General features: G+C 44.5%; 21 protein-coding genes. 14 read left to right on the forward strand and 7 right to left on the reverse strand.

The features are described 5' to 3' along the window. Positions 1-65: 65 nt before the first annotated feature. Positions 66-1,385, forward strand: coding sequence for an aspartyl protease family protein (locus KL866_RS13775; RefSeq protein ID WP_029661490.1), 1,320 nt, complete (start codon positions 66-68; stop codon positions 1,383-1,385). A gap of 54 nt (positions 1,386-1,439) precedes the next feature. On the opposite strand, the gene KL866_RS13780 is transcribed toward KL866_RS13775, so the two are convergent. After that, positions 1,440-2,579, reverse strand: coding sequence for an HD-GYP domain-containing protein (locus tag KL866_RS13780; RefSeq protein WP_025256317.1), 1,140 nt, complete (start codon positions 2,577-2,579; stop codon positions 1,440-1,442). A 203-nt stretch (positions 2,580-2,782) separates the two neighbouring features. Here KL866_RS13780 and KL866_RS13785 point away from each other — a divergent pair, with 203 nt between their 5' ends. From KL866_RS13785 to KL866_RS13800, 4 genes are all read left to right on the forward strand, one after another. After that, complete coding sequence (locus KL866_RS13785; protein ID WP_214995521.1) at positions 2,783-3,508, forward strand: 1-acylglycerol-3-phosphate O-acyltransferase; 726 nt, start codon at positions 2,783-2,785, stop codon at positions 3,506-3,508. A gap of 32 nt (positions 3,509-3,540) precedes the next feature. Further along, entirely contained in the window at positions 3,541-3,939 is a 399-nt protein-coding gene (rraB, locus tag KL866_RS13790; protein WP_025256319.1) for a ribonuclease E inhibitor RraB, read from the forward strand. Between the two features lie 112 nt (positions 3,940-4,051). Next, positions 4,052-4,867, forward strand: a complete 816-nt coding sequence (locus KL866_RS13795; RefSeq protein WP_025256320.1) for a choice-of-anchor H family protein — start codon at positions 4,052-4,054, stop codon at positions 4,865-4,867. Positions 4,868-5,034: 167 nt separating this feature from the next. After that, entirely contained in the window at positions 5,035-6,489 is a 1,455-nt protein-coding gene (locus KL866_RS13800) for a sensor domain-containing diguanylate cyclase (RefSeq protein ID WP_025256321.1), read from the forward strand. A gap of 77 nt (positions 6,490-6,566) precedes the next feature. Here KL866_RS13800 and KL866_RS13805 read toward each other — a convergent pair whose 3' ends face one another. Both KL866_RS13805 and KL866_RS13810 read right to left on the reverse strand, forming a co-directional pair. Further along, positions 6,567-6,776, reverse strand: a complete 210-nt coding sequence (locus KL866_RS13805; RefSeq protein ID WP_025256322.1) for a hypothetical protein — start codon at positions 6,774-6,776, stop codon at positions 6,567-6,569. Between the two features lie 62 nt (positions 6,777-6,838). Beyond that, a complete protein-coding gene (locus KL866_RS13810) occupies positions 6,839-7,687 on the reverse strand; it encodes an SPFH domain-containing protein (RefSeq protein WP_025256323.1) in 849 nt (282 codons plus the stop codon). A gap of 184 nt (positions 7,688-7,871) precedes the next feature. On the opposite strand from KL866_RS13810, the gene KL866_RS13815 reads away from it, so the two are divergent. Together KL866_RS13815 and KL866_RS13820 are read left to right on the forward strand one after the other, a co-directional pair. Continuing rightward, positions 7,872-9,155: a PotD/PotF family extracellular solute-binding protein gene (locus KL866_RS13815; RefSeq protein ID WP_025256324.1), complete on the forward strand. Its 1,284-nt coding sequence runs from the start codon at positions 7,872-7,874 to the stop codon at positions 9,153-9,155. Between the two features lie 48 nt (positions 9,156-9,203). Next, positions 9,204-11,876, forward strand: a complete 2,673-nt coding sequence (locus KL866_RS13820) for a hybrid sensor histidine kinase/response regulator (protein WP_025256325.1) — start codon at positions 9,204-9,206, stop codon at positions 11,874-11,876. Between the two features lie 196 nt (positions 11,877-12,072). Here KL866_RS13820 and KL866_RS13825 read toward each other — a convergent pair whose 3' ends face one another. The 3 genes from KL866_RS13825 to pepA are packed head-to-tail and all read right to left on the reverse strand — an operon-like array spanning position 12,073 to position 16,817. After that, positions 12,073-14,847, reverse strand: coding sequence for a valine--tRNA ligase (locus tag KL866_RS13825; RefSeq protein WP_025256326.1), 2,775 nt, complete (start codon positions 14,845-14,847; stop codon positions 12,073-12,075). 35 nt (positions 14,848-14,882) lie between these two features. Continuing rightward, positions 14,883-15,305, reverse strand: a complete 423-nt coding sequence (locus KL866_RS13830) for a DNA polymerase III subunit chi (RefSeq protein WP_025256327.1) — start codon at positions 15,303-15,305, stop codon at positions 14,883-14,885. 6 nt (positions 15,306-15,311) lie between these two features. Beyond that, positions 15,312-16,817 (reverse strand): leucyl aminopeptidase, encoded by a 1,506-nt coding sequence (gene pepA, locus KL866_RS13835; RefSeq protein ID WP_025256328.1) that lies wholly within the window; start codon positions 16,815-16,817, stop codon positions 15,312-15,314. 263 nt (positions 16,818-17,080) lie between these two features. Here pepA and lptF point away from each other — a divergent pair, with 263 nt between their 5' ends. After that, the gene (gene lptF / locus KL866_RS13840; RefSeq protein ID WP_214995523.1) at positions 17,081-18,181 is read left to right on the forward strand and encodes an LPS export ABC transporter permease LptF; all 1,101 of its coding nucleotides are present in this window, start codon (positions 17,081-17,083) and stop codon (positions 18,179-18,181) included. Next, complete coding sequence (gene lptG / locus KL866_RS13845) at positions 18,182-19,243, forward strand: LPS export ABC transporter permease LptG (protein WP_118492474.1); 1,062 nt, start codon at positions 18,182-18,184, stop codon at positions 19,241-19,243. 110 nt (positions 19,244-19,353) lie between these two features. On the opposite strand, the gene KL866_RS13850 is transcribed toward lptG, so the two are convergent. Continuing rightward, positions 19,354-19,938 carry an RDD family protein gene (locus KL866_RS13850; RefSeq protein ID WP_214995525.1) on the reverse strand — a complete coding sequence of 195 codons (585 nt, stop codon included), beginning with the start codon at positions 19,936-19,938 and terminating at the stop codon, positions 19,354-19,356. A gap of 202 nt (positions 19,939-20,140) precedes the next feature. On the opposite strand from KL866_RS13850, the gene KL866_RS13855 reads away from it, so the two are divergent. From KL866_RS13855 to KL866_RS13875, 5 genes are all read left to right on the forward strand, one after another. Beyond that, a complete protein-coding gene (locus tag KL866_RS13855) occupies positions 20,141-22,201 on the forward strand; it encodes a TonB-dependent receptor domain-containing protein (protein ID WP_214995526.1) in 2,061 nt (686 codons plus the stop codon). A 162-nt stretch (positions 22,202-22,363) separates the two neighbouring features. Then, positions 22,364-22,897 (forward strand): sigma-70 family RNA polymerase sigma factor, encoded by a 534-nt coding sequence (locus KL866_RS13860; protein ID WP_214995528.1) that lies wholly within the window; start codon positions 22,364-22,366, stop codon positions 22,895-22,897. Continuing rightward, positions 22,894-23,631, forward strand: a complete 738-nt coding sequence (locus tag KL866_RS13865; protein WP_214995530.1) for an anti-sigma factor domain-containing protein — start codon at positions 22,894-22,896, stop codon at positions 23,629-23,631. Before KL866_RS13860 ends, KL866_RS13865 begins: the two co-directional genes overlap by 4 nt. 198 nt (positions 23,632-23,829) lie before the next feature. Then, positions 23,830-25,422 carry a DUF4331 domain-containing protein gene (locus KL866_RS13870; RefSeq protein WP_214995532.1) on the forward strand — a complete coding sequence of 531 codons (1,593 nt, stop codon included), beginning with the start codon at positions 23,830-23,832 and terminating at the stop codon, positions 25,420-25,422. Positions 25,423-25,433: 11 nt separating this feature from the next. Continuing rightward, positions 25,434-26,012 carry an Ig-like domain-containing protein gene (locus KL866_RS13875; protein WP_214995534.1) on the forward strand — a complete coding sequence of 193 codons (579 nt, stop codon included), beginning with the start codon at positions 25,434-25,436 and terminating at the stop codon, positions 26,010-26,012. Positions 26,013-26,063 lie beyond the last annotated feature (51 nt).

Here is a 26,063-nt window from a genome sequence, read left to right on the forward strand (position 1 = left end):
CAATAATTACTGCAAAACGATAATTAATTTCTTTTACACTTAATAAAAACGACGAGGCAATTAATATGATATATCACACTAATGAAACTCCACATTTTTGCTTTAAACGCGGTTGTCTGCGTTGGATACTGATGACGACTATGCTCATTGGACTCTCTGGATGTCGCATTTGGGACATGGCCGCTTTTCAGTGGAAAAATGAGAACGCGAAAATCGCTTGGCAAAGCGAAGGCGAAAACGCTGACAAAGAGCTCGTAGATGAAGCCATTACTCGGACCGTGGTGCCTTTCACTATGCTCAATGACCACGTTTTGGTGAATGTGGCTGTTAATGAAACCACGCCCCTGACTTTTGTACTAGACTCGGGCGCAGCTGCCACAGTCATTACGGAAACGAGTAAAACCAACGCACTTAAGTTACCTATGAACAAACCAATTACGATAGGGGGAGCTGGAAATGGAAAGGCGCCAACAGCTTACATTGTGCATGACGCCCATATTCAGCTAGGTGGTTTTTCTATCTCCGATTTATCGGTAATTTACGCACCAACATCTGCGATGCCGTTTCGCAGTGTAGATGAAACGTATTTCGACGGTGTACTTGGTGCTGATTTTTTTAATTGTTGTCTTGTAGAGATAAACCACGACGCTAAGACATTAGTAATTTCCAAACCGGACGATAACAGCAGGTCGTATTATCGCACTGAGCAGTGGCAGGAAATCGCAATGCCTGTAGAGAGCAATACGCCCTACTTCACCACAACACTTCACGATGAAAAGAACCTGACAACGGTAAAACTCATGCTGGATACTGGTTCGACAGGAACCTTGAGCTTATTTGCCGAAAACGACCGTTTTGCGTTGCCAGATAAAACTTTTGAAGCAACCAGCACTGGAATTCAAGGGGATTCGGCTAACCTTGTGGGCTTACTTACTCACTTCTCTTTTGGTGACGTCACGTTTGATCACCTACCTACATACTTCAGATTTGAAGGTAGCAATCCGCAGGACGGAAGCGACGGGGTACTGGGCAATCAAGTTTTAAAACGTTTCAACACCGTGTTTGATTTTTCTAAAGAACGCATGTGGTATCAACCCAGCAAGCAATATACTTCCTTTGTAGAAGCAGACCGCTCAGGCCTTCGCTTGCTCCCCCACTCCAAAGGTGCCATTGTCTTAGATGTCGCTAAAGATACCGGCGCTTATGCTGCCAAAATTTCAGTCAGCAGTATCATCACGGAATTTGATGGGGAGCTAGTTACCTATGCAAGCTTCGATAAACTGAAAATGACGCTAAGTCATCCCAAAAGAGAAACAGTGCCACTCTGTTGGGAATTTAAAAACCAGCAGCTCTGCAATGAAATACAGCTGGATTCAAGAATTTGATTTGGCAGCAATTGAAGACAGCCAACTAATCAATTGGCAAGTAAAGGGCGGTGTTTACTGCCCTTTAGTTAAAAGCGCTGTCATTGCCTGATTAAACAGCCTTACCCACTTCATACTGAACTGTCCTTTGGCACTGCGATTGATTTCTATCACCGCTTCTTTTTTGGAAAGCACATTGTCTTCGTTATGCGCCCTTGGGTGCGTCATTGCATCGTAGGTATCTACAATGGAGAGCAGCTTAGCGCCTTCACAGATATCGTCTTCTTTTATACCCAATGGATATCCGGTTCCATCGGTACGTTCGTGATGTTGCATCACTATTTTGCGCGCCATATCCCACTGGTCTAAATGCTCTAACAGACGTGCGCTTTTGTACACGTGAGAGCGCATTAGATTAAACTCGATATCACTTAATTCATCGCCTTTATGCAATAACTTTATTGGCATGAACGCCATACCAAAATCATGTACATAACTGGCTACCGCAAGCTGGTCTACGTCAATCGGGTTTTCGGCGACATCGTTGATATACATGGCCAACTTGGCAATGCGGTCACCTCTTCCAACCCAGTAATTAGAGCGACGCTCTATGGTTTGCATAAGGTCGCGGAAAAACAAAATATCTTGTTTCTTCTCACTGCTAATATCTTTAGGGATGCCTGTCGCGGCTAATGTAGGCGGTTTTATTTGCACGTTTTCAGGGTCGTCGCCGTCAGCAACAACGTCTAACGCAGGATTGAGTAACAACACCGCTTCAGTAAGACGATTTTCATGCTCAGAAGAATTTTCAGGCGTAACTCTACCGATAGCAAGCACAAGCTGGTTATGAAGGTTGTCATCGTACTCAGCCTTACCGTCAGCCATTACAGTCTCTACAAAGGCTTTTACCCTGTCCATGGTAAGAAGCACCAAGTCACTCATAGTGCTGGTATATGCCACCTGGCCTTTACGCAAGTAATCGAGCAAGTCTTCGACATGCTGTAAAAGAGGGATCATAGGAGAAAAATTAACTAAGCCCAAATCGCCTTTTATAGTATGAATGGAACGAAACAGAGCCCGCTGTAACTCGTTATCTTCCGGACGAAGCTCTAATTCAATCAAAGTTTGTTCACTTGATTCATAGAGTTCGTTAATTTCCTCCATAAGGTCAGCAAGAATATCTTCTTCTAGGTCGTCTGGAGTAAATGTCTGCATGTAATGAATACCGAGTTAAGTTCGATTAGCTTTGTATTATTGTAATTCGGTATCGGCAAAATTTCCTCATACTAAAGGTGATAAAAGAAGGAACTTTCATAAGTGATGACCCGATTAAGTCTAAACACTGTAAAAACTCATCGGACAAGTGTACGCTGAAACTTCATCTATACTGCGCGCGTCAATTGTATCTAGGAGTTATTTTGATCGCTTTATTTCGCATACCGGCACTATTTATTGCTTTCTTACTTATCAATATTGTCTTGCTGATAATTTGTATATTGCGCCCTTTTCACAAGGATAACGTGCATGCTGCCGGCAGTTTATACTCGCTCATGGCAAAGATAGTTGGCCTAAAAATAATTATTCAAAGAGATCCCGCTGTAAAAACGAACGAACCTTATGTTTTCATCGCAAATCACCAAAACAGCTTTGACGTTATTACAATTTGTAAGGCTGCACTTCCCGGCGTGGTGACAATTGGCAAGAAGAGTTTGAAGTGGATCCCCATATTTGGCCAAATTTATTGGCTGTCTGGGAATATTATGATTGATAGAAAAAATTCAGGAAAAGCGCGAAACACCTTAGATATTGCCGCTAACCGCATAGCTAAAAAGAAAACTTCTGTATGGTTATTCCCTGAAGGTACCAGAAGTTACGGCAGAGGTATTCTGCCCTTTAAGCAAGGAGCTTTTCGTTTAGCAAAAACCACTAATGAACCGGTTGTTATGGTTACAGCAAGCAACCTGCATAAAAAAGTTAAATGGAACCGCTGGGACAACGGTATCGTTTTAATTGATATAGCAGAGCCTCAACCATTGACCGAAGAACATACAATCAAAGAGTGGATGGTGCATTTAAATGATGAAATGAAGCAAAAGTTTGATGCACTCAATACACGGGTCGATGAACTGGAAAAAAGCAGGTAAACTTGCGCCTAAATTGCTAACGAGTGTTTATTATGACCCAGTTCGATGAAAGAGAAGAGTGGTACGAGTTTAACCAAGAAACTATTGATGCCCTTCTAGAAGATGGTAGTCAAGCCGACGCCGACTATACCATTGAGCACCATTTCGCCAGCACCGACTTCGACGTGTTAGAAAAAGCGGCTGTCGATGCGTTTAAAGCTGGTTTTGAAGTGACTGACGCGGAAGAGCTTATTCTAGATGATGGCGAAACTATTTTCTGTTTCGACGCCGTGGTAGAGAGAAAGCTAGATATCGAAAAACTCAATACTGATTCAGACGCACTGTTAAAAATTGCCGACAAACACGACGTCACTTACGATGGGTGGGGTACGTACTTCGAACCACGTGAAGAAGGTGAGTACGAAGAAGAAGACCATTACTTCGACGACTAAACTTTACTCCCCTCTTTAAAAGCTGAGGAGCCATTAAGTTACTCTTCAGCTTTTGTTCATCTTTTTTCGTCAACAATGGCTATGTCATTATCGATTGGAAAAGGATGGACAGATGAAAAAATTAGTATTAGCACTCACAGCATATTCTGCTATCGCCTCATTACAGCTTGCGTTTTTGTCACCTGTACATGCAAATACCGATAGCAAGTCAGACGATAAACAGGTTACCTCAAACGAGTTTCGTTACGACCAGCCATTTGTAGCTGCTGAATCACTCTTGCCTAAAACATCAGGCGAACTGCCCAATGAAAGTGCTGTTGAACAGTCTACCGATGGCGTTGCCCCGCACCAAAATAGCCACAGTAAAGCCAATAAGCATCAACAACACCTTAATGTAAATAAGTCTTCAAACGACATAGTGGTTAGCAGCATTAATGAATTCTGGATTTATGAAAGCTGGGTAGCGCTTGAGCAAGATATCGACTACGACGGATATCACTCTACATTTTCAATTGAATTTGACGCCGACACTATTTTTACACGAGCGCCCGTATACGCGGTATTGTATCTAGGTAAAGACGGTGTTTACGACGCTATTCATGTGTCGTCTGAATTCTATATTTATTCAGAAGATTCAACCGATACATTCACCATTGAGAGTTCATTAGTATCAGGCTATCCGCCAGGTGAATACGACATATTGCTAGAACTTTACGATGCAGATACTGAGATGCTTGTAGCGTTTACCGATGCTTACGACGATAGCGCTCTGGCTTACCTTCCTCTTGAAAGTGAAAACTATGAGTACGTTGTAGATGATACGGTAGTGATAGTAGAAGAACACGGCGGAACCTGGTCACTACTTCCGCTATGTTTGTTAGGTGGTATTGTATTTGTGAGACGCATAAGTACACGCTCTCGCTCTTAGTTTCCTCTTTCACCGCTGATCAGGCCAAAAACTACTTTAAACTCAGCTTTTGGCTATTTTTTAAACTAAAGTCTAATATATAGTTTAACCCCTCTTTTCAACTAACATTAATTCGCCAATGTACCGAAAAAAGAGTACATACTGACGCTTTCAAGTGGTGTAGTGCAATGAGCTTCAACAATGTTAACTTGTTCAACCTTTTAGAAAATACGCAAATTGGTGTGGTCATTCACAACGCAAATGGGGCTGTGGAGTATGCTAATCCTGCTGCTGCGTCGATGCTTAATTTAAGCCTAGAAGAACTTAAAGAAAAAAGCCTTGATGGGGAGACATGGGAATTCGTCGACATGGAAAACAGAAAAATTCCTTACGATGAATTACCCATAGCCCGAGTACTCGCGACAGGCAAATCAGTTGATAATCAGATAATAGGAAAAATAAACGACACGTCAGGGCAAATTACTTGGTTTAGCGTTAATGCATACCCCGAGAAGTATGATACAAACAGCAGCCCGCCACCGTTCGTAGTGGTTTATTTTACGAATATCACCTCAAAGATTAACGACTTTTCTTACCGGGACATTGTGCAAAATTCACAAGACATGATCTTAGTGACAGAAGCACAGAATATTGACGCCCCACTCTCTCCGAAGATTATTTATGCTAATAATGCACTTTGTAAACATACAGAATACTCACTTGAAGAACTATTAGGCGAAACCCCAAGGATTTTACAAGGGGCACTTACAGACAAAGCGTCGACCCAGCGTATTCGACAAGCACTTGTCGCACAACGACCCTGCACTGAAACTCTGCTTAACTATACAAAAACAGGCACCCCTTTTTGGGTTCAAATGAATATATTCCCATTGACTAACGATTTTGGTGAAGTTACGCACTTTGCTGCGGTACAGCGCAATGTGAGTGAGATGAAATTTCAGTCTGAACAGCTGGATAAAAGAAATTCAGAGCTAAAAAGGATAAAACACAATTTAGAAAACTTAGTTCACGAACGTACAAGTGAGCTGCGAGATGCAAATTTAAAACTAGAAAAGCTGGCATATTTTGACGCCCTAACCAATATACCCAACAGACATGCTTTTATGGATGCCTTCTCTAAATCTTTAATGTTTGCCAAGCGCAACAACCATGAAGTACTTGTAGGTATTGCTGATGTTGATCACTTTAAGTCAATAAACGATAGCTTTGGGCATGGGTTTGGCGATGAAGTGCTTACTATCGTTGCTCAAACAATGCAGAGATTCTTTCGCGCTGAAGACGCAATAGGCAGAATTGGAGGCGAAGAATTTGCTTTTTGTATTGTGCTTCTAAGCCAAGTTTCGCCGCATCAAATACTAGATAGGCTGAGAAAGAAAGTGAGCAAATTGCACCAAACGCAACCGCTTTTAAAAGGCCATAAGATCACGATAAGCATTGGTTCAGTTCAAACGAAGGAGCTTCAGCACAGAAGCGCCAAACAGCTTTTAACCTATGCCGATAAAGCGCTTTATAAGGCAAAAAATAATGGACGAAATACGGTGGAGTGCATTCAGGAGAGCGTGAAACTTTCACCAATTTCAGCTCCAGAGCCTTTAGAAGATAAATCACGGGAAGCGCTTTGACCGATATTCTAAAAAAACGCCCACCACTTACGTTCAAAACACTCTCACTGCGAAACACAAGGGCATCTCAATGCCCTTTATAAACCATCATTCTTCGTTGATTGAATTTCTTCAACTTCTACTACCACTTTTTCAACGAGCTTGACTCTACCTTGTTTTACAAGCGCCTGTCGAAGTACATACTCGATTTGCGCATTAACGCTGCGTAAGTCATCGGCAGCCCACCTTTCCATGGCGGCAAGTACATTTTCATTTATCCGAAGCGGATATGCTTTTTTCTTTGCCAAAATAACAAACCTTATGTGCCGCAGTAAGCCTACGGCACCGTAATTACAATCTCGAAACCCTATTAATAAATTGTACCTGTATTAATAACCGGCTGCGTCGATTTATCACCACACAGCACCACTAAGAGATTACTGATCATGGTTGCCTTACGCTCTTCATCTAACTCTACCACCCCTTTTTCGTTTAAACGCTGAAGGGCCATTTCAACCGTTCCCACAGCACCGTCAACTATTTGCTTACGCGCGGCAACGATAGCTGAAGCTTGCTGCCGCTGTAGCATGGCGCTGGCAATTTCTTGGGCGTAGGCAAGGTGACTAATACGAGACTCTAGTATGGTGATCCCAGCTTTGGCCAAACGCGCCTGTATTTCTTGTTGTAACCGCTCAGAAATTTCAATCGGGTGACTGCGAAGTGCCACTTCAGCTTGCTCATCATCACGAGGATCATAAGGAAAACTACTTGCCATATTACGAATTGCAGATTCACTTTGAATGCGAACAAAGCTTTCATAATCGTCTACATCAAATACGGCTTCAGCAGTATCCGTCACTTTCCACACCACAATTGACGCAATTTCAATGGGGTTTCCCTGGTTGTCATTCACCTTTATTTTTGCACTTTCGAAATTTCTTATCCGTAATGAGATATTCTTTCGACGGAAGAAAGGAATGGTCCAGCGCAATCCCACATCAGAGATTGTTCCGACATAACTGCCGAAAAAAGTCATCACCTTGGCTTGGTTTGGCTGCACCATAAAGTACCCCATCCATAAAGCAGCAACCAAAAAACTTAAAATAATTCCGCCTTCGGGGTTTCCTCTGACGGCGTAGAAAAATGCCGCAGCCTGTGCCAATAGCAAAACGCAAATCATCAAATATCCATTTACTGAAAAACCCTTTCTCTCTTGCATATCACTCACCTTTGATATCACTTTGATATCTTTATAGTGGAAATAAGATAGCAAAGCTAACGGTGAAATGTTACTGAATATGTCAAAAGCACTTTACCATTAACTATCTTTCAACATATCTTGGTAACTTCTCGTACTAGATGCCAGAATATAACAAGGGAAACCCTTTATACGGACTTTAACAATGTCTATTAAGCCTTATAAACTTAATAACTCTTCTACATCACGTCGCACCCTATTAAAAGGAGGGCTAGCGTTTGGCTTAACGGCAGGCATTACCCCCTTTGCCATTGGTAAAACAAAGCCAACCTTACGGATTATGGGAACCCACGTTACTTTGCAAGAAGCAATTCGACAACGCGCTATGGAAGACTTAGGCATTAACATAGAGTTTGAACCAGGTGGTAGTGCAACTGTGCTACAAAAAGCCTCTATGAATCCCCACTCCTTCGACTTGTATGAGCAATGGTCAAATAGCATTAACGTTCTGTGGCGTGCAAAGGCTATCCAACCTATACAAAAAAAGCGTCTTCAATATTGGGAAGAAATAAACAACTTAAGCAAAACCGGTAAGCTCACTGAAAACGCGCGAATGGGTGCGGGCGATGCACCGCATAAAATTCTCAATGTACAAGACGATGGGTCTTTGGGTGAAAAGCATACCGATACCATCAGTTTTTTACCCTATGTGCATAATGTAGATTCTTTTGGTTACGACACGTCAAAATTACCTGATGAACTGCAGGGTCAAGAAGAGAGCTGGGGGTGGTTGCTAGATCGCCATTTTTCTGGAAAAGTGGGGATTGTGAACGATCCTACCATCGGGCTATTCGACTTAGCATTGGCTGCCCAAGCCAAGGGCTTTGTCACTTTCCAAGATATTGGTTCTATCACTGAATACGAGCTAGACGATCTATTTAATCTGCTGATAGAGCTTACCCAACTTAATCACTTTAGCGGTTTTTGGACATCGGTTCCCGAATCTGTCGAATTCATGAAAAGTGGCCGCGTTGCCATTGAAAGCATGTTTTCTCCTGCGGTTTCAGCGCTAAATGGCCAGCATATTCCCGTCACCTTCGCAGCTCCCAAAGAAGGATACCGAGGATGGCACGGCGTAATGTGCCTTTCTTCAGCTACCCAAGGAAGAATGAAAGATGTGGCTTACGAATATATGAATTGGTGGCTCTCAGGCTGGCCTGGCGCATTCATAGCGAGACAGGGCTATTACATTTCGAATCCCCAACGTTCTGCCGATTATTTATCGCAGGCTGAGTGGGACTATTGGTATAAAGGTAACGTTGCCTCTGAACCACTAAACGGTCCAGACGGCAAAGTAAGTGTACAAAAAGGCGCGCAGCGAACCGGCGGCAGTTATGAAGAGCGTTTTAGCAATGTTGCAGTTTGGAATACGGTTATGCCAAGCTATGAATATAGCTTGCAAAAGTGGTACGAATTTATCACTGCATAAAATGATTTAGTACCACATCTTAAATGGAATAAGGTTCTTTAGGCTTATATGTTATCGTCGATCCGGATACAGCTTATAACAGTATTGCTAGCATTGATTGCGCTAATACTTTCCCAAGGCTTTGTGGCGCGAAAAAACCAAGAGGTTTTAAGTAAAGGCGTGGCGTCTGCAGCTAAAGCCGTTATTGATGTGGGTATAGTTAAAGAGCTAGAGCGTGACGTGGTCGACCTTCAGCGCAATGTTTTGATCTTCAAAGAAAATGCGAGTAAATCTGCCATTACTCGCTTTAGCCGCCTTATGGTAACTATTAACAATAAACTCGATAAGCTTGCGCTGGTAAACGAGCTCTCAACTCAAAAAGAAGACAACAATCAAATTCTCAATAGAATGAGAGAGCATTTGAGCGCCTATCAAGAGAATTTCTCCCAGGTTGTTGAAGCACGCTCTGAAAGGGATAATCTTATCGACCAGGGCACCATGTCTGACATTACGTTGCTAGGAAGTGAGCTTGATAAGGCTTTAGCACAAGGGAAGATTTCTGCTGCTTTCGTAGACGATGCCAAGGTCATTCTTATCCGCACAGAGAATGCGATGCTGAAATACTTGATGAAGCCTGATATGAAATTCATTAAGTCCTTTAATGATTCCATTGACGCTTTGATACGCATGCCTTCGTCTGCTAATACTGAGCTGCAACAGCGCATAGAACGAATTATCGACAGAATAAAGAACGACTTTTTCAAGCTAACGCAAATTACGCAAGGTAACCTTTTTCTGGTTAATGTCGTTATGGCAGGATCTGCCAATGAATTCCTCTATTTAAGTGGGGAACTTGCGAAAAAAGTGAGCACTGACTCAAAGATCATTACGCAACGAACTTACCAAATAGCAGAAAGCACTCAGCGCAACGGAGAGCTTTTTTCTTTGTTTGCCATTCTACTTGCTCTGGCAGCGGCATTATTTTCAACATTTCGAATCCTTGGTCCTATTCGTTCAATCACAGAAGTATTCAATAAACTTGCTAAAGGCGTACAGATCTCCAATATTCCCGGCAGTAGTCGAAGAGATGAAATTGGCAAGCTCGCGAAAGCTGCCCTTGTTTTCAGCGACAAAAACCGTGAAACAGAGAAGCTGCTAAATGAAGCGAGAACGATGAATTCTCAACTAGAGAACTTAAATAAAGTCATCACCGAATCTAAAGAGAAAGCCGAGCAGGCTACCGCATCAAAAAGCATGTTTTTGGCCAATATGAGCCACGAAATTCGCACGCCTATGAATGGCATTATTGGATTAATTGAACTGGCGCAGCAGCAAGAGCTTTCCACTACGGTTAGAGGCTACTTAGACAAAGCAGCATATTCAGGGCAAATACTACTTAGCGTAATTAACGATATACTCGACTTCTCTAAAATTGAAGCAGGTAAACTTAAAATAGAAGAAGTGAGCTTTTCATTACACTCGCTATTCGACAATCTGATTGCTGTGATAGCGCTACGTGCAAAAGAAAAGAATTTATCTGTTCACTTTACGGTTAACCCCAAAATACCTCCCCAAGTCATAGGAGACCCGCTGCGGATTGCCCAAATCATCATGAACATTGGCAATAACGCTGTGAAATTTACCGAACAAGGCCGTATAAATATTGAGTTTGACGGTTGCTTAAATGAAAAAGGCAACCTGCTTAACCTCTGTATGAGAATAACCGATTCCGGCATTGGAATGAGTTCGGCGCAGCTTGATAAAATATTCAAACCCTTTACTCAAGCTGATGGTTCAACCAACAGAAAATACGGTGGTACGGGCTTAGGGCTTGCAATTGTAAGCCAGCTTACCGAACTTATGAATGGACGGCTTGACGCTACGTCTACAATGGGTAAAGGCAGCACTTTTGAGGTACAGCTTCCTCTAAAAGCATTTAAAAACCAACCAGGTGTATTACAAAATTCCCCCCAACTACCGAGTAACAGTCTCTACGTTACAGAGTCAGCATTACTCCCAGAGGCATACTGTGAGCAAATTCAGCTTTCGACATCAGCGCGTATGTCAATCGGTGAAGCTAGAAACGCTGCAGCTCTTCCCGATTTTATCGTTGTAGATGTTCATGATTTTAGCTTTTTCAGAGAAAATATCAGCTGGCTGAATAATTTGTTAGAGAACGATAAATCTGTGGGCTTGGTGATGGAAAGCGCAGGTAGTGCACTACAAGCTAAATATGGCTCGCTCTGGAAAGGCCCGTTAATCATGCACCCCTTTACGCCTGCCCAATTTGAGCGTTTCGTACACCAAGTTATTGCAAAGGACATCGGTTTTGAAGGGCAACATTTTAAAGACGAGCCTGAAGAAACCACACTCGAGGGGCACGTACTACTAGTTGAAGACAATAATATAAACCAACTTGTTACCGGCGAAATGCTTACTAACCTTGGGCTGACATTTGATATTGCCGAAGATGGCAAGCAAGCCGTTCAAAAAGTAGAAAATTCTCCTCAGTACGACCTTATATTGATGGACGTACAAATGCCGATAATGGACGGATACGAGGCCACTAGAATGCTACGAGACAAGAAATTTGCGGTTTTACCAATTATTGGTCTTTCTGCAAACGCAATGAAAGAAGACAAACAGAACGCAATTGATGCAGGTATGAATGACTATTTGACAAAGCCAATTAAGCAAAAGTCTCTAATAGGTATGTTAAAGCAATATCTAGGTAAACAATGATAGAAATTTGGTACAGATAGGCCGCTAAAGTGGTGTTTCGATAAACAAAAGCAAAAGGAAATTCTCAGCGACAGATACCTCTTCTTTGTGCTCCCAAAAGATTATCAATTTACGTAACAAAAATGGGTTACCTTCCGGTAACCCATTTATACTATACAAAGCATCTGAGCGCCCTTTTAGGGGCAACAGCTAAGTGCTAAAGCGCTTTTATCGTTTCAAACTGCTCTTTAAGTTTAGCTAGGGCTTTTTCACCTTCTTCCAACTTACCGCGTTCTTTTTCAATTACCGCTTCTGGTGCATTACTTACGAACTTCTCGTTACCTAACTTACCACGCGTACGAGAAACATCTTTCTCGATTTTCTCCATGGCTTTAGTAATTCGAGCTAGCTCTGCGTCTTTGTCGATAAGCCCTGCCATTGGGATAAGAATTTCCATCTCGCCCACAAGCGCTGTTGCACTAGCTGGCGCTTCTTCACCGTCTTTCAAAATAGTAACGGTTTCAAGCTTAGAAAGCTTATCTAAGAATGCTTTGGCGGCATCAAGACGACGCGCGTCTTCATCACTTACATTCTTAAGTAGCGCATTAAGCGGTTTGTTTGGCGAGATATCCATTTCACCACGGATATTACGAATACCCACGATAAACTTCTTCACCCACTCAATATCAGCAAGCACTTTATCGTCTTGTTTAGCCGCATCTACTTCAGGGAATGCCTGAACCATAATGCTTGCGCCCTCTTCCACCTTAAGCGCACTTAATGGCACGACACGCTGCCAAATAGTGTCGGTGATAAATGGCATAAGCGGGTGCAACAAGCGAAGCAGGCTTTCAAGCACGTTAATAAGCGTATGACGTGTACCGCGTTTCTCAGCTTCGGTGCTAGCGTCATTGCTAAGCACAGGCTTAGTCAGCTCTAGATACCAGTCACAGAACTGGTTCCAAGTGAATTCGTAAACAGTTTGCGCAGCAATATCGAAACGGTAGTCTTCAAGAGCTTTTTCAAACTCAACCAGGGTTTGTTGGAACTTCGCCCAAATCCAGCGATCGGCCATGCTAAGTTCCATTTCACCGCCGTCACGACCTGTGTCATGCTCTTCTGTGTTCATCAATACGAAACGTGATGCGTTCCAAATCTTGTTACAGAAGTTACGGTAGCCTTCAACACGGGCCATATCAAAGTTGATATCGCGGCTGGTTGATGCCATAGCTGCAAACGTAAAGCGCAGTGCATCTGTACCGTAAGCCTGAATACCATCAGGGAACTGTTTACGGGTGCGCTTAGCAATCTTTTCAGCCAATTGTGGCTGCATCATGCCAGCGGTACGTTTAGTCACTAGCGACTCAATATCAATACCGTCAATCAAATCGATGGGGTCAAGCACGTTGCCCTTCGATTTTGACATTTTATCGCCGTTCTCATCGCGGATAAGACCAGTAATATAGATGTCTTTAAACGGTATTTTGCCGGTGAACTTCTTGGTCATCATGATCATTCTGGCAACCCAGAAGAAGATGATGTCAAAGCCAGTTACAAGTACCGAAGATGGTACAAAGGTTTCAAGATCTGGCGTTTCTTCTGGCCAGCCCATAGTCGCAAACGGCCATAGTGCACTTGAGAACCAAGTATCGAGAACGTCGTTATCTTGTGAAAGGGTTACGTCACTACCAAGACCGTGCTTTTCACGTACTTCTTCTTCAGTGCGACCAACAAAAACCTTGCCGTTTTCGTCGTACCACGCTGGAATGCGGTGTCCCCACCACAGCTGACGAGAAATACACCAGTCTTGAATGTTGTGCATCCACTGGTAATAAGTTTTGTTCCAGTTTTCTGGCACGAAGCGAATCTCGCCACTTTCAACCGCTTCAATAGCAGGCTTAGCAAGAGACTCAACCGCTACATACCACTGATCAGTTAGGTATGGTTCGATAACCGCGTTGGTTCTATCGCCACGCGGTACTTTAAGCTTGTGCGGCTCAATTTTAACCAATGCGCCTTGGGCTTCTAGGTCAGCAACAATCTGCTTACGCGCGTCAAAGCGATCTAAACCACGGTACGCTTCTGGCGCGTCATCGTTAATTTTCGCGTCGTCGGTAAGAATGTTGATCATAGGCAAGTTATGACGCTTACCCATGTCGTAGTCGTTAAAGTCGTGAGCAGGCGTAATTTTAACGCAGCCAGTACCAAACTCTTGATCGACATAGTCATCGGCAATAACTGGTATTAAACGACCCGTAATCGGCAGCTTAATTTCTTTGCCTATAAAGCCTTGATAACGCTCGTCATCCGGATGAACGGCAACCGCTGTATCACCTAGCATAGTTTCAGGGCGCGTTGTTGCAACCACTAGCTCACCGCTACCGTCAGCTAGCGGGTAGCGCATGTGCCACATGTGGCCGTCTTCTTCTTCGTTCAGTACTTCTAAATCAGAAACAGCTGTATGAAGCACAGGGTCCCAGTTCACCAAACGCTTACCGCGGTAAATAAGGCCTTCTTCATGTAGTTTCACGAATACTTCAGTTACGGCTTTAGACAGGTCTTCGTCCATGGTGAACACTTCACGAGACCAGTCAGGAGAGGTACCTAAACGACGCATTTGGCCAGTAATAGTACCGCCGCTGTGCTCTTTCCATTCCCAGACTTTTTTGATGAAGTCTTCGCGACCTAAATCGTGTCGGGTTTTACCTTCAGCGTTAAGTTTACGCTCTACCACCATTTGGGTAGCGATACCTGCGTGGTCGGTACCCACTTGCCAAAGGGTGTTGTCGCCCTTCATGCGGTGATAGCGAGTTAGGGCATCCATAATAGTTTGCTGGAAACCGTGGCCCATGTGAAGGCTACCGGTAACGTTCGGCGGCGGAAGCAAAATACAATAAGGGTCGCCGCTGCCTGAAGCTTTAAATAAACCCGCCTCTTCCCATGACTTATAGCATTGCTGCTCGATGGACTGCGGTTCGAAGGTTTTATCCATTACACACTCTCAAATTGAAGCTAAACGCGAATGACTTAAGCAGATTTAAACTGCATATTGCATCCAGCTTGCTGATAGTTTTTGTATCTTACCCGCGCGGCCTGTTTGGCGTTCTCGTCCACGGGTACAAAATCGATGATTTGACGATGTTGATTAGGTGAAGGCACCATACCGGAACCCACATTCACCACCATTTGTCGTCTGGCTACCTGCTCTGGCTGCCAACAAATTTCCACCGGCGTGCCCGACTGCGGCCCTTCACCATAAAGGTTATGGGGCACAAAGCGGTCAGCCGGCAGTTGCCATAACAATTCATCAACTTCTTCAGCTTGCGCCTGTGTATCACACAGCACGCTAATTTTTTGCTTATTAGCAAACGCTGAAGCAATGACTTCACTGGCGCGGCCTGCCACACCATTGTCACCGCTGGTAAGTTGATAAAAAATCACTTGTGGCATAAATGATTAGTCCTCTAACTTGATATCAGCGCGGTTCATTAAGAACTGAGACAGCATAGGCACTGGACGGCCTGTTGCACCTTTGTTCTTACCACTACGCCATGCCGTACCGGCAATATCAAGGTGAGCCCAGTTGTACTTCTTAGTGAAGCGTGACAAGAAACAACCTGCGGTGATTGACCCTGCTGGGCGACCACCAAGGTTTGTCATGTCAGCAAATGGGCTTTCAAGTTGCTCTTGATAATCGTCCCATAGCGGTAAACGCCATGCGCGATCTGAACTTTGTTCTGACGCATTGAGAAGCTCATGGGCAAGTGGATTGTGCGTACTCATCACTGCCGTAGCGTGGTGACCTAGCGCGATGATAGCCGCACCCGTTAGCGTAGCAACATCTACAACAAGCTCTGGGTCGAAGCGCTCTACGTAGGTTAGCGCGTCACACAGAACCAAACGGCCTTCAGCGTCAGTATTAAGTACTTCAACGGTTTGTCCTGACATGGTAGTTAGGATGTCACCCGGACGATAAGCTTTACCGTCTGGCATGTTTTCACAGCCTGCCAATACGCCAATAACATTAATTGGCAGGTTAAGCGCCGCGATAGTGTGCATAGTACCTAGTACGCCTGCAGCACCACCCATGTCGTACTTCATTTCATCCATGCCTTCGCCTGGCTTAATTGAAATACCGCCTGAATCAAAAGTAAGACCTTTACCTACAAGCACAATAGGCGCTTGATCAGCAGAGCCACCGCGGTGATGCATAATACTCATCATGCTTTCGTTGTCTGAACCACGACCAACAGCCAAATACGCTTGCATACCAAGCTCTGCCATTTGTGTTTCATCTACTACTTCAGCGGTTACGCTGTCGTATTGGCTGGCAAGCTCTTGCGCTTGCTGCCACAGATATGCTGGGTTACAGATATTTGGCGGCATGTTAGCTACGTCTTTGGTTACTTTCGAACCACGAGCTACAGCTAAACCATGCTCAACCGCGCGCTCACCAACAGTAAGCTCACGGCGTGTAGGTACATTGAATACAATTTTACGCAGTGGACGGCGAGGCTCGCCCTTTTTGGTTTTAAGTTGCATAAAGGTATAAAGCGTATCTTCCGTTGCTTCTACCGCTTGACGCACTTTCCAATAAGTATCACGGCCTTTAACGTGAAGCTCGGTTAAGAAACACACCGCTTCCATCGAGCCGGTTTCATTCAATGTTTGAATAGTTTTGGCAATAATATTTTTGTACTGACGCTCATCAAGCTCGCGCTCTTTACCACAACCGACTAAAAGCACGCGCTCACTTAGTACGTTTGGCACGTTGTGTAGCAACAACATTTGGCCCGCTTTACCTTCAAGGTCGCCACGGCGCAACAAGTTGCTAATATAACCTTCACTGATTTCGTCTAGTTGTTCAGCCACTGCCGTTAGACGGCGCGGCTCGAAGACACCCACAACAATACATGCGCTGCGTTGTTTTTCAGGACTGCCACTTTTTACACTAAACTCCACGATATCACCTCGCTTTTCGTCGTTTATGGTTTGCACGATGACTAAAATCACGTAACGTTTCGCGCTGCTTTATGTTTTAATACGCAGCATAACTTTTTAGTTCGCTGCAATTCGCGCTTACAGACCTATTGAATATAGGTTAAATTTGCGTCCAAACACCATGCAAACGGTTTATGATTGCAGGCAAAACTTGTAAAAACGGTAAGTTTAAACAAAATTGTGCTTTCTTTCACTAAAATTCCTAATTTTCCGGAAGGGCTGAGATGCTGATATTCCGCTATTTACTTAAGGAAACGCTGAAATCTCAGTTAGCGATTTTCTTTATCCTTATGGCAATTTTTGTCACCCTTAGATTTGTGCGCGTGTTAGGCGATGCATCAGACGGTGATATCCCTGCTGGGCTAGTGCTTGGCTTCTTAGGTTTATATGCCCCAATTCTCTCATCTTTGGTGCTGCCGATCAGTGCTTATTTGGGCATTATGCTGGCACACGGCAGGCTGTATGTAGACAGTGAAATGACGGTAATGAGGGCCTGTGGTATCAGTGAATGGTATGTCACTCGGGTGATGCTGTTTTTATCTGTAATTATCATGATAGTCACAGGGGCAATTACCCTTTATTTCGCGCCACTGGCGGCTGAAAACGAATACCAATTGCGGGAAAAAGCCCGTAATGAAGCAGGGCTTTCTGCCCTTATGCCAGGTAGATTCCAGCAAACGGGTAACGAAAAAGCGGTTATATTCGTGCACGATGTAGATAGCAACGATAAGCTGCAACGTGTGTTTTTATCCCAGAATCAAACGGATGACAGCGAAGGCGACGTACGCGTTGTATATGCGCAATCCGGCGAAGTAGCTAATAACCCTGATGGCACCCGAAATCTTGTATTGAAAGAAGGGGTGCAGTATGAGGGAAAACAATCCGAAAAGGCATTCCGCAAAGTAGAATTTGATGAATATCAAATTCAGATTGCTGATAAACCCGCCGACGAAACTCGTCGCAAAGTAAGCGTACTGCCCACTAACGAGCTATGGGAAGACGACAGTATTGAAGCAAGAGCCGAACTTCAGTGGCGCATTGCCATACCGCTCTCAATCCCCTTTTTAGTGTTAATTGCTGTGCCGCTAAGTACCGTGGATCCGCGTCAGGGTCGCTTTGGAAAAATGTTCCCTGCAATCTTGCTATATCTAGGCTACTTTTTACTGCTGCTCGCAAGTAGACGCGTACTAGAAGACGGAAAAATGCCGCCACAATTAGGCTTATGGTGGGTGCATACCATCATGTTGATTATTGGTGTCATGTTAATAGTGCGGGACAGGAAGACCGGCACTGAGCTTCGCGCTTGGATATTGGGGAAAAAATAGATGTTTAAGATCCTCGATTTATACATTGCCCGCACGCTGCTAGGCACCATCACGGTTACGCTTAGTGTACTTATTGGCTTAAGCGCACTCATAAAGTTTGTAGAACAACTGCGTAAAATTGGCGAAGGTGACTATGACATGCTTGTCGCCTTTATCTATGTTTTACTTAGCTTGCCTCGCGACCTAGAGCAGTTCTTCCCTATGGCCACACTACTTGGGGGCCTTATTGGTATGGGCGTACTGGCCAGTAATAGCGAACTGGTAGTAATGCAGGCCGCGGGCATGAGCCGTTGGAACATTATAAACTCAGCCATGAAATCCACCCTTGTGATGATTTTATTGGTGATGGCGGTTGGTGAGTGGGTTACCCCATACAGCGAAACCAAGGCCAAACAAATAAGAACCGAAGCCATTTCAGGCGGTAGTTTATTTTCTTCAGATAAGCTGGTGTGGGCTAAAGATGGCGACCGATTTGTGAGTATTGGTCAAGTACTTAGCCAAGACTCGCTTAAAGACGTAAGCATTTTTAGCTTTAACCCTGACCTATCTCTTGAAAGTATTACCTACGCAAAAAATAGTGCTTTCGATGGCGATGGCTGGTGGCTAAGCGATGTCGAAGTGACTGAGTTTTCAGAAACTAAAGTGTCGGTACAAGAAAGCGAGCGCATGCGATGGAATTCAACACTAACCCCCGATAAGCTGGGCATAGTTGCTGTTAAGCCAGAGGCTTTATCCATCACTGGATTGCTAGATTACGTAAATTATTTAGAAAACAACGGCCAAGATCCCTCGCGCTACGAACTTGCGCTATGGCGAAAAATCTTTCAGCCTATTTCAGTGGGCGTAATGCTATTAATGGCACTGTCGTTCATCTTTGGTCCGCTACGTAGCGTAACGATGGGCGCAAGAGTGATTATGGGCGTACTCACAGGCTTTGGTTTCTTTATTCTTAACGAAGTGTTTGGGCCAGTCAGTTTGGTATATCAGCTGCCGCCGTTCTTAGGCGCTTTACTACCAAGCTTGCTGTTTGCGGCTATCGCAGGTGTAATGCTTAAACGTTGATAAAACTATAAATGCTCGAATAGTTTCACGGTCAAGCTGTATAAAAAAGAGGCGTTTTGAAGCCTCTTTTTTTGACTTTTTTGGCGCCCTTCAAGGCCTAGAATGCGTCATCACCAACTTTTGTGGTCGTTCGCTTCTTTAGTCAGTTTCAACACTTCTGTTTGTGCCAAGCGGTCCTGTAGCGATTGCTTATTTTTAAAATCAAACAAAACAAGCAAGGTTCCTAAACCTCCCAATGAAGCAACAAGACGAATCAACAAGCGCGGCCATGTCATAGGCTCGTCAACTGTGCTGTAAATACGCAAACGCCATGCACGCATACCAAGTGTTTGTCCGCCTCTACGCCAGAACCATAAGAAAAAGCCCGCTATCCACAAACCTACCCACGTTTGAATAAGCAATTTATAACCAAAAGAAGCCTGAATCAGGTCGGCAGGTTCAGCATAGCCCTGCAGGTCAAGGGCGCCGTTTTTCAGCATAACCACCAAGGTTACTATCATCACCATAGCGGCACACATACCGACAGCGGTAGCCACGAGCGTATCGTAAATCATTGCCAACAAGCGTCTAACGAATCCTGCTCGCTGTAGGGCCAAGCTATCAGATTCTGCGTTATCTGTGCTTAACTCATCCTTGCTATTTGGGCGGTTAGGTGATGAGGATGTCTTCTTAGCTTTTTTATCGTGACGCGCCACAGGTTTCTCTTTGCTTCAATAAATAACAGTGCGTATTTTGACACAAGCCGCTGGTAGCTTAAACAACATAAATGACACTTACTGTCTTTTAATGAAGCTGTAACCTCCCGATTTACCTTCGATAAAATTTAAGGTTTTTTGCATCTAACCGTAATAGTTAACCGTTATTACACTTACAAACGGATGATGGAAGTAAATTACGGTGACAAAAATAACTTTAGTAAAAACACTTATAGCAAGCTCACTTGCACTTACTATTGCACCCGCTTTGGCACTAGATGACCCAGAAAGTGATATTGAGCACATTCGGGTACGTGGTGATTCGACGGTAAAAGACGGAGAGTTTATCTCTGCTTCGCAGGGCTGGGTGTCTGGTGACACATTGGTTGAGCGCCCTATGCTTCGCGCCGGTGAAATACTGGAATTTATCCCAGGCATGATGGTGACCCAGCATAGCGGTTCGGGCAAAGCTAATCAGTACTTCCTGCGTGGATTTAACCTTGACCATGGTACTGACTTCACGGTGAGCGTAGATGGGATGCCGGTAAATATGCGAAGCCATGGTCACGGTCAAGGCTACAGCGACCTTAACTTCATCATTCCTGAATTTATCGACAACCTTAGCTATTTCAAAGGTACCTATTACGCCAACATAGGCGATTTTTCTAGTGCTGGCGGCGCTTTCTTCAACTTGCGAGACTCTCTTGAACAAAACCAATTGTTCTTAGGCTTAGGCGAATATGGGTTTAAACGCGCTGTTGCATTAAACCATTTTGAAGCTGGAGAAAGCCGCGTTATTTCGGCGCTCGAATATCAAACTTATGGCGGACCCTGGACTGACGTTAACGAAGACGTAAAAAAGAAAAACGCACACATCCGTTATATTACACCCTTGCTTGACGGCCAACTCTCTGTAACAGGGATGGCTTACGACAATAGCTGGAATGGCGCTGACCAAGTTCCAGAACGCGCTATCCAAGGCGGCTTAATAGACCGACTTGGCTCTATCGACACCCAAGTTGGCGGTGAATCTGCTCGGTATAGTTTATCTGCAAACTACACCAGTGATTCATGGAATGCTTCGCTTTATGCCATAGACACTGAGCTTAGTTTGTTTTCAAATTTCACCTATTTCCTTGATAACCCTGAGCGAGGCGATCAGTTTGAACAAGCTGATGACAGAAAAATCTATGGCGGCGAAATATTCACTACCCTGCCCTTAGCCATTACAAACGGGAGCAGTATTACCCTTGGCGGTCAGTGGCGTTTTGACGATATCGATAATGTAGGCTTATATCGCACCCAAAACTTAAGCCGCTTTGGCACAATCCGAGAAGATGAAATAGACAGCAATAGCTATGCCCTTTTTGCTCAGTCAAACATTGTATTAAGTAATACTCTTAGTCTGTCATTAGGTGGTCGATACGATTATTTTGATGTTGATGTAACAAGTAACCTTGATGCTAATTCAGGTAACAAAAGCGATGGCTTGTTTACACTCAAGGCTGGCTTAAAATATAGCGTTTCTGAAGTACTTACCGCGTTTGCCAATATTGGTCAGGGCTTTCATTCTAATGATGCGCGAGGAGCAACCATTAGCATAGACCCGGTAAGCGGTGACGCTACCGAACCAGCGCCTTTACTAGTAAAAAGTCTTGGCTATGAAGCGGGTGTTAACTACACCGACAACAAAACTTACAACCTATCTGCGGCGCTGTGGCGCTTAGAGCTTGATAGCGAACTGGTATACGTGGGCGACGCCGGTTTTACCGAGGCTAGCCGTCCCTCTGAGCGACACGGCATTGAAGTGAGTGCCTATTACTGGATTAGCCATCACATAACCACGGACATTGAAGCAGCATGGACGAAAGCACGATTTAGCGACAGCGTTGAAGGCGAAGGTCGCCATATAGACGGAACAGTGCCGGGAGTAGTCAGTGCAGGTATAACCTATTACCAACGAAGCAATCAATTGGGGTTTAGTACTACCTTACGTGGCCGCTATTTAAGCTCTCGTACAGTTGAAAGTTTCGATGATATCTCACCACCCTCGACATTTTTAATGAATGCGCAAGTTGCGTACCGTCAGCCATCATGGGACGTAACGTTAGAAGTACTCAACGTTTTAGATAGCGACGATCACGATATTGACTACTTCTATGCATCACGCTTACCGGGTGAGCCTGAAGACGGTGTTGAGGATTTACACTACCACCCTGTTGAACCAAGAAATATTCGTCTTACGTTTTCAATGAAATATTAGAACACCAAGGTTTTGTTTGCTGACTGCTAAGGAGCCTTCGGGCTCAATTGAGTAACCATTCAGGCAGTTGTACATAAAGCGTGCTACTTTAGAAAGTAGCATGCTTAGACTTAAAAGCCACACACAAATGGCCGCGCCATAATGATAATAATAGGAGCACCTATGGAACATGAAACCCTATTTCCGCTGCTGTGCAAAACAGCAGAGGGAAATAAAGAAGCGTTCGCAAAGCTTTATGAATTAACAAGTGGTCAGCTTTACGCTGTTGCCTTAAAGCTTTTGAAACGTCCTGAACTTGCTGACGAAGCCACCCAGGACGCCTATATCAAAATTTGGCACAACGCGGGGAACTATCAGCGGGGCAAAGGCACAGTACTCACGTGGATGGTCAGTATTGCTCGCTATCGTGCACTTGATTTAATTCGCTATCACAATGTAAGAAATGAAGTCGAATTAAATGATGACGCACCGTCAGGTATGGAAACCACACAATCAATAAAGTTAGAGGCAGAACAAGCAAAATTAGCCTCTTGTTTAGATGAACTTGATGGACCGCAGCGTCAGGCTATCCATTTAGCCTATGTGAACGGTATGTCACATCAAGAAGTTGTGACTCACTTGGCGTCACCACTTGGAACCATTAAAAGCTGGATAAGACGAGGCTTGCAAAGCTTGCAGAGGTGCCTATCACTATGAATTATTTAAAAAAAGAGCGATTAAACGCCCTCGCCGCTGAATATGTAGTTGGAACGCTACGCGGCAAAGCACGAACACGCTATCAAAAGTTAATGATGCAGTATCAGTCTGTTAGCGATGCAACCGCGCAATGGGAGCAATACCTTACTGGGTTTGCTGAAACCTTGCCTCCGGTCACGCCGCCTGACAGCGTGTGGGAGAACATACAAATAAAGCTTGGCCACAAGGCGGCCAGTGATACAGAGTTTGTCGATCAAACGACTAATGCTAAGCCAAGTAGCGACAATGTTGTTAATCTTGAGCAAGAAAAACAGAAGCGCTGGAAGACCTTATCATTCATATCCACAGCTGCTGCAATGGTGTTGGCCGTATTGCTTTTCGTCATGCAACCTGTGCCTACTTCAGAGGTTTCCCATATTGCCGTAGTCAACAATACTGATAACACGCCATTGTGGGTGATAGAAGTTTCTAACACGACTATGAACGTTAAAGTCACCGATGCATTTGTGGCGTTAGCAAACAAAGACTATGAGCTTTGGATGGTGCCGGCAAACGGTGAAGCACCAATTTCCCTAGGCTTAATGCCTGAAGTCAATGGCGACACGCGCGCAACACCCGATATATTGCTAGATCAAAGTATCGCGGCGTTAGCAGTGAGCTTGGAAGCACCTGGCGGCTCGGTAACGGGGGCTCCAACCGAAGTTCTCTACATAGCACCCATTGTGTCTGTGTAATTTCACGCACCCAGCAGCACCCCACAAGGCCACCAAACGTGGCCTTTTGCTTCTATCAAGTCCTCTTCCCCTGTCTCACGACAATCCACTTTTTACACTTAACAAAAACTTTATTTTAATTTTTTAAACATTTTTTGCATCTAAGGTGAAACCTCAGTCGTTTGGTCTTCTGAACTCATAAAAACAGAGAGACTCGACATGATCCAATTTAAACGCAGAACTTTGTCACTGGCTATCGCTGTGACATGTGCAGCCGTAACCGCAGGCGCAATAGCGTCAAGTCACCGAGAAGCACCTAACATCACTCGCCACCCAGCCTTAGATAGCACCGACTTTTATGCTTTCAATAGTTATGAACAGGGCCGTGAAGACTATGTGACCTTCATCGCAAACTATATTCCACTGCAAGATGCCTACGGTGGCCCTAATTATTTTGCAATGGATCCGAATGCACACTATGCCATTCATATCGACAGCGACGGTGATGCGGTAGAAGACATCAGCTTTGTTTTTCAATTTAATAATGAGCTTGCTGCCGATAACGAAGGCATTGCTTTGCCAATTGGTCCTGAAGGCGAGCAAAAAATGGTGAAAGTACCACTTAAAAATGTAGGTGGTATCAGCGCAGACGATTCAAGCGCTGCTAATTTCTCAGAAATGTATAGCCTTACTATGGTACGCGGCGACATGCAAACCGGCAATCGCACCATGCTTACACCGGCTATGGGCGACATGTTCAAAAAGCCCCTTGATTACATCGGCAATAAAACCTTCACCAGTGAAGCGGAATACGCGCGCTATGCTGAAAGTTTTATTTACTCGTTCAGTATCCCTGGGTGTGATGATATGGCAAAAGTGTTTGTTGGCCAGCGTAAAGACTCATTCGTTGTTAACTTGGGCAAAACATTTGACCTAGTAAATTATGTACCTGTTGAGGGCGATAGCGCACCGGGCGCAGGCGATGGCGAAGGCTTCCCTGGCGGCATTACGCAAAGCGCGATGAATGATGATTTAGTTGATAAAAACGTCACAGCGTTATCTATTGAAGTACCAAAGACGTGCGTTACGGGTGAAGGCAATGGTGTAATTGGTAGCTGGACGACAGCAAGCTTACCTCAGGCACGCATTCTTAACCCAGATGCCACTTTCGCGAAACCTGAAACCAACGGCGGTGCAATGACACAAGTGTCTCGATTAGGTAGCCCGCTAGTTAACGAGCTTGTTATTGGTATTGGGGATAAAGATAAATTTTCTAGCTCTCATCCAAGTGCAGACGGTCAATTTGCCGATTACGTTACTCACCCATCGTTACCAGAGCTGCTTAACATTCTCTTTAAAGATGCAGTGAATACTACACTGGGTACTGATATTGAGACCCTTGCGCCTACTAACTTCCCACGCATGGACTTAGTAACAGCGTTCCTTACTGGCTTCCCAGGCGTTAACCAGCAAGCCACTGTAACAGCATCAGAAATGCTGCGCCTAAACACAGGTATACCAGCAACACCAGCCGAATCACAGTCAACATTTGGAGTGGCAGGCGATGACTTAGCGGGCTTCCCTAACGGCCGCCGCCCAGGAGATGATGTAGTTGATATTGCGCTTCGCGTAGTGATGGGTCGCTTATGCTACCCCATTCCAGTTGCGGGCGAAGACACCGACTTGGGCCTTTGCGCACCAGAGGACGCGAGTGTAGGTAATGTACCATTCACTGACGGCGCACCTGTAGATGCAAGCATGATTGACACGTCATTCCCATACCTAAAAACACCACTTGCTGGCTCTGAATAAGGAGACCCATCATGTATTTTAAGATTAGGTTATTGAGTAAGAAAAGTGACAAGACCACGCCTAAAAAGCAATCGTATGTTAAACGCCAACAACACCGTATGTGGATTGCTTCAGGACTGGTATTAGCGCTTTCTGGTTGTTTCGACAGTGACGACGATAACAACTATCAAGCGCCAGAAGAAAATGTAGCGCCAGTTGCCGTTGACCAAATGCTGACAACGCAGGCAGATATTGCGTTTGATGGCACGTTAACAGCAACCGATGAAGATGGCGACGCGCTAACCTTTGGCCTTGGTGAAAACGGCAGTTTAGGGAGTGCCGAAGTAAATACAGATGGCACCTTTACTTATACGCCAAAAGCCCAAGTAACAGGGAGCGATAGCTTTACCTTTACTGTGTCTGACGGCGTAAATCCAGAGGTGACGGCGAGTGTCAGCATAACCATAGAAGCCCAGCAGGTATCGTTCTCTAGCTATACCCGCGACGCCTTCTATCAAGCGCCAACTGATGAACCTTTACCAATAAATGGACGAGAGTTCACCCAAGATGCTAACGACTCTACATTTGATGACTTATTGATAGACCAATAGAGCGTATCAAACGATAGAGACTTGTTAGTACAAAACTAGTGTCAACCGTAA

The organism is Alteromonas sp. ALT199 (assembly GCF_018619335.1).
Lineage (GTDB): Bacteria > Pseudomonadota > Gammaproteobacteria > Enterobacterales > Alteromonadaceae > Alteromonas.